Source organism: Methanobrevibacter sp., assembly GCF_045586545.1.
Classification (GTDB): domain Archaea; phylum Methanobacteriota; class Methanobacteria; order Methanobacteriales; family Methanobacteriaceae; genus Methanocatella.
In genome coordinates this window covers 1-5,537 of record NZ_JAZNAN010000053.1, presented here as the reverse complement: position 1 = coordinate 5,537, position 5,537 = coordinate 1, and the positions used below count along the sequence as shown (strand labels likewise).

Sequence of the window (5,537 nt, the reverse complement as noted above, 5' to 3'; positions counted from 1 at the left end):
AATATGATAATATTGAATTAACTAATATTTAAAGGTTTGGTTAAAATTAGTATTTTAAACAAAAAACACTAATTCTTCAATAAAATATAATAATTTTTGATGAGAAAAATCTACTTCCTATAAATCTTCATGCCCTATTATAATTCTCATCAAAAAAGAAAATAATAATGTCTAACTATTCCGGTGGGGAATAATTAGGACTTTCATTAGTAATCAACAAGTCATGAGGGTGGGATTCCTTAATACCGCTGCTTGTAATTCTAACGAAGTTTGCTTTTTCTTGCATTGCTTTAATATCCTTAGCACCACAGTATCCCATGGATGATTTCAAACCACCAACCAATTGGAATAAGATTTCAGCAACGGTACCTTTGTATGGTACAGCACCTTCGATTCCTTCAGGGACAAATTTGGTGTGGTTCATTTTACTTTTCTGACCTTGGAAGTATCTGTCTGCTCCACCGTCATACTCGCTGGTCATTGCACCCATGGATCCCATTCCACGGTATTTCTTATATTGCTTACCGTTCATAACAACAACTTCACCAGGAGCTTCCAAGGATGCTGCAAGCAAGTTACCTAACATTACCGCATCAGCACCGGCACCAATAGCTTTAGCAACATCACCAGAGTATCTGATACCACCATCAGCAATTACAGGAACACCAAAATCAGCCGCAGCATCAGCAACATCTGAAATGGCAGTCAATTGAGGCACTCCAACACCTGCAACGATACGGGTGGTACACATGGAACCAGGTCCGATACCCACTTTAAGCGCATCTACACCCATGGAAATCAAGTCTTCGGCAGCCTGAGCGGTTGCAATGTTACCGACACATAACTCGGCATCGATGTTATCCTTAATGGTTTGTGTAAACTTGACCACATTCATGTTGTGAGCGTGAGCACAGTCAATTGAAATTATATCCGCACCGGCTTGGTCAAGTGCCATTGCCCTTTCCAAATCGAATGGACCACAAGCGGCAGCTACCAAAAAGTTACCGTCTTTGTCACGGGCTGCTTTTGGATATTGTGCATGATTTAAGATATCTTTGATTGTGATGATTCCAACTAATTTGCCGTCATGAACAACAGGAAGTCTTTCCACCTTATTTTCATAAGCAATATTCAATGCCTCTTCAGCGGATATTCCTTCTTCAACTGTTACAACATCAGAAGTCATTATGTCCTTTACGGTTTTATTAGGTTCTGATTTTAGAACTGGCCTGATATCCCTTTTAGAGATTATACCAATAATTTCATCACCTTCCACAACCGGAAGACCACTGATTAATTCATCCTGCATTTTAGCCTGAACTTCAGCGATAGTGGAATCTTTAGAAATAGTTACAACATCGCGAATAGTCAAATCTTCAGCATTCTTAACCTTTTTTACTTCTTCAACCTGCCTTTCCTGTGAGATGTTTCTGTGAATTACACCTACTCCACCTTCCTGTGCCATAGCTATAGCAAGACTCGCTTCGGTTACGGTATCCATAGCCGCACTTAAGACTGGAATGTTTAAGCTAATTCCTTTTCCCAATTCAACTTTAGTGTCGATATCCTTAGGTTCGACATAACTTGCATTAGGGGTTAAAAGAAAATCATCAAAAGTGAAAGACATTCTTGCTTCTTGAACTTTCTTTGAAAATGACATGAGTTACACCTGATTAAAATGAGTTTAATAATTCTTTAAGCTCAGCTACAGCAGTATGGTGTATCTTACCGGTATTTCTGTCACCACCTACACAGGCAGCTCCCCTAATACCGACAACATCACAACCGATGTCATGCAATGGTTTTAGTTGTTCTTTTTTGACAGAACCTGCAAGTGCGGTTAATAAACCATAGCTGTGAGCCTCTTCAACAAATTCTTTTAATTGATCAATATCTAGATAATCAAATAAAGTATGACCGTCTTTAACTGCAGTATCAAGCATTGCAAGGTCGCATCCTGCATCTTTAGCCACTTTTGGTATTTCCATAGGGTCCACTGCACCGACACGATGAGCATCAGCATATCCTGCAGCTACAATAATTGTATCTTCACTAACATCTTTTACAGTTTTTACAACATTTTCCATGACTTCAACAGCTTCGTCATGGTTTTTTGTTCCGTATAATCCAACTTTAATGTAATCTGCTCCTGAAACGTGAGCACCCATTGCTGCAAGTGAAACTGTACCTGGTTTGTAAGGCACATCCCCTAAAGTTGCGCTGACAAGCTTGTCTTCAGGAGTCAATTCCCTAATTTCTTTGATTACCCAAGGGAAATTAGCGCCTAGAGAACCTTCCTTAGGATTTTTCACATCAACAATATCAGCTCCGCCTTCAATAGATTCAAGAGCTTCTTCACGATTTATAGGACTTATTAATAGAAGCATGTATTTCCTCCAATAAATTATAATTTTATAATATAATAATATTACTTCTTTATTATTTATAAATATTATTGATTTTAAAGAAATTTTAAAAAAAAATAAGAATTAATATGGGGAATCTTTTTGAGAAATATTTTCTTTAATAACCCCATGGGCTTTAGGGTAAAATCCAACATCTGTTGAGAATCTTCTCATGAATTCGATAATCTCATTTGTTGGAATTGCAAGTGGGCAGTTCAGTGTGCATAGGCCACATAAGGTGCACATATACAATCCTGAATCATAACATGTCTCATCATCCTCAATGAACTTTGACATTGCAACACCTCTGCCTCCAAGGTAGTTATTGAATCCGAATTCATTTCCAACGGCATTATAGACCGGACAGTGGACAAGACAGTTTCCGCATCCGATGCAATAAAGGCATTCCGGTGTTGCTTCGCTTCTTCCGTTATCCAAAAGAATAACAACCACCTTTTCAGCACCATACATGTTTTTCAGGAGCTTTTTCTCAATGTCGGCTGTTTTTGAAGGTCCTGAAACCACATTCATATATGATGTGACATAGCTTCCTGTTGCAAAAATAGTTTCAAGTTTTACAACAGAGATTGCGTCTTCCAATGTAGGTACAATCTTTTCAATTCCAGCTACAATTATATGCAAATCCTTTAGTGAAACTATTGAAATATTGCCTTCATTGTGCACCATTACAAGGGATCCTTCTTCCGATGCTATTGCGTTGGCTCCACTTATACCTACGTTGGCACTTTCTATGCGTTTTAGCACATCACTTCTTACGGCTTCCATGATTTGCCTAGCTTCAGGATTAACATTAGCGCCAAGTGAATCATTGACAATGTCTGTGATTTTTGAAATATTCAAATGGGAAGCAGGGCCTGTCGGATGGACCGGTTTGTTGTCTGTCTTTTTAAGCTGCAGTATGCGGTCTCCCAAATCTGTTTCCACAACTTCAATATCTTTGTCATTTAAATGTTTTTTAAGCTTAATTTCGCCTAAAGTATTTGATTTTGCTTTTGCTATTGCCGTGCAACCATATTCCTCAAGCAAATCATCGATGGCGTTTAAAGCATCTTCAGAAGTTTTTGCAAATATAAAATCAATATCATTACGTTTGAATGAATCTGAAAGCTGATTGATCAGCTCCTCATTATTGTCGATTGAGTACTTTTTGATTTCCTGAACCCTTTGCATCAATCGTTTTGTAGATGGTGATTCCTTAATGGCATTTGACCTGCTTTTAACTGTATTGAATGATTTTCTCATTGTTTTAAGTTCATTCTTGTCCATCCACACCACCATACTTTACTAAAAATTCTGTCAAGTCTAGAACTTCCAAATCATCATTTTCCAAATTAAGTTTGCAGAAAGGACAGGAAGTGACAAGAGTTTCGCAGCCTGTTTCAATTGCCTGTAATAATCTTGATTCAGCTATTTGGCCTGCGATTTCGGGATATGCTGACTTGACACCCCCTCCGGCGCCGCAGCATAAGCTGTCTTCACGAACATTTTCCATTTCTACCAGATTTGCGACAGTCTTTATTACCTCGCGGGGCTCATCAAAGACTTCACAATGACGGCCCAGATGGCAGGAATCATGATAGGTCACATCTAAATCAGTTTTGTCAAAATCAAGCTTTTCATCCTTAATCAGTTCATCCAATAATTGTGAAATATGAACTACATCCAATCCGTCATAATCCTCTTTTAGGGTTTTGTAGCAACCTGCACAGGATGTTAATATTAATTCATCTTTAAAAACTTCAGAATTCTTTTGAATCTGCTCTTGGGCTTCCTTGTCAAAACCTGTTCTAAGCAAAACAGATCCGCAACATTTTTCATCTTCTAAAATATGATAATCAATACCTGCTGACTTTAACAGCATCTCTGTGGCATCCTGAATGCTGGTTTGTCTTTCACGTGCAGTGCATCCTCTAAAATAAAGCATAGTTATTCCTCATCCTCATCAAGAGATATTTCATTTGAAAGCGCAACCTCTTTAACGATTTTGTTGACGTCATCCTGTAGCTTGTCCAGCTTATTGTATAGTCTGAAGATGACATAAAAGAGAACTACAAATACAACAATGATAATGAAGTCCAAACCACGGGTTATACCGAATAAATTTGCAAAAGAGATACTTAACTCAGGAAATATGGAAAACAGAATGACAAATAACCATAATATGGCCCATAGGATTGTTGTAATGAATGACTGCTTTTCATTTAGATATCTAAACAAGAACCAGACAATAGCTATTATGGATATTATTGGAAATATAACTGAATATAATAACATTTTTTCACCTAAAACTGATGTTTAATCATTTGAATTAATATTTTTATTGCCTCTTTAACGTTTGTGCCCTTTGCTTGGGTTTCCGGAGTGTAGATTGTTTGAATCGGAACTTCAACAAAGGGTATGTTATTATCATTTACCTCACGAATGAATTCCGATGAAATGAGATATCCCCTTGCATTGATTTCAATTTTGTTTAATGCATCAAAGGTTACGGCTCTAAAACCGGTTTGTGAATCGCTTACATTTACATGATAAAATATTCTGGTCAATAAATTCATTACGGAATTTGCAAAATTACGGCTAAAAGGCATATCCTTTAAAGGCCTGACGCCAATTACCGCCTGAGCTTCACCCTTAACTAAAGGTTCTATGACATTATCTAAATCATCAGGAGAATGCTGTCCATCCGAATCCATACTGACAACATATTTCGGATTATACTTTAAAACAGCATCGAAACCAGTCTGTGTTGCAACGCCAACCCCACGATTAATGATTAGGGAAAAGATATGAATCTGGTCAGGGAATTTCTTTTTGGATTGCCTGACAACACCTAATGTATCGTCTGAAGAACCGTCATTGACAATGACCATATTGTATCCCTTTTCAGCTATTTCCTCAATAACCGGTTGGATTCTTGTAGCTTCATTATATGCCGGAAGAACAACATATGTCGCATCCTTGTCTTCCTTGCTGATTTCAATTCCCATTTTACACCTTTTTATAACGGTCCTGCATCTTCTTTTCCTTCGCGCATTCCCATTCCAGCTTCCTTTCTCATTGCTTTTCTGTGATACATCATTTTGATTAGGTTCTGTGCATGCTCACGCGCCC

The 5,537-nt window shown here is 37.8% G+C and carries 6 protein-coding genes and 1 pseudogene; all 7 read right to left on the bottom strand.

Translation table 11 applies throughout. The features are described 5' to 3' along the window. Positions 1–175: 175 nt before the first annotated feature. Positions 176–1,660 carry an IMP dehydrogenase gene (gene guaB, locus ACKI3D_RS04445; protein ID WP_407392544.1) on the bottom strand — a complete coding sequence of 495 codons (1,485 nt, stop codon included), beginning with the start codon at positions 1,658–1,660 and terminating at the stop codon, positions 176–178. A 13-nt stretch (positions 1,661–1,673) separates the two neighbouring features. Then, a complete protein-coding gene (locus ACKI3D_RS04440) occupies positions 1,674–2,387 on the bottom strand; it encodes a (5-formylfuran-3-yl)methyl phosphate synthase (RefSeq protein WP_407392543.1) in 714 nt (237 codons plus the stop codon). 102 nt (positions 2,388–2,489) lie between these two features. Continuing rightward, positions 2,490–3,692 carry an LUD domain-containing protein gene (locus tag ACKI3D_RS04435; RefSeq protein WP_407392542.1) on the bottom strand — a complete coding sequence of 401 codons (1,203 nt, stop codon included), beginning with the start codon at positions 3,690–3,692 and terminating at the stop codon, positions 2,490–2,492. Further along, positions 3,679–4,350, bottom strand: coding sequence for a (Fe-S)-binding protein (locus ACKI3D_RS04430; RefSeq protein ID WP_407392541.1), 672 nt, complete (start codon positions 4,348–4,350; stop codon positions 3,679–3,681). Before ACKI3D_RS04430 ends, ACKI3D_RS04435 begins: the two co-directional genes overlap by 14 nt. Before the next feature lie 2 nt (positions 4,351–4,352). Next, entirely contained in the window at positions 4,353–4,700 is a 348-nt protein-coding gene (locus tag ACKI3D_RS04425) for a DUF2304 domain-containing protein (protein WP_407392540.1), read from the bottom strand. 8 nt (positions 4,701–4,708) lie between these two features. Continuing rightward, complete coding sequence (locus ACKI3D_RS04420) at positions 4,709–5,413, bottom strand: glycosyltransferase family 2 protein (RefSeq protein ID WP_407392539.1); 705 nt, start codon at positions 5,411–5,413, stop codon at positions 4,709–4,711. An 11-nt stretch (positions 5,414–5,424) separates the two neighbouring features. Beyond that, positions 5,425–5,537 (bottom strand): annotated as a pseudogene (locus tag ACKI3D_RS04415) (riboflavin synthase); the annotation flags it as partial.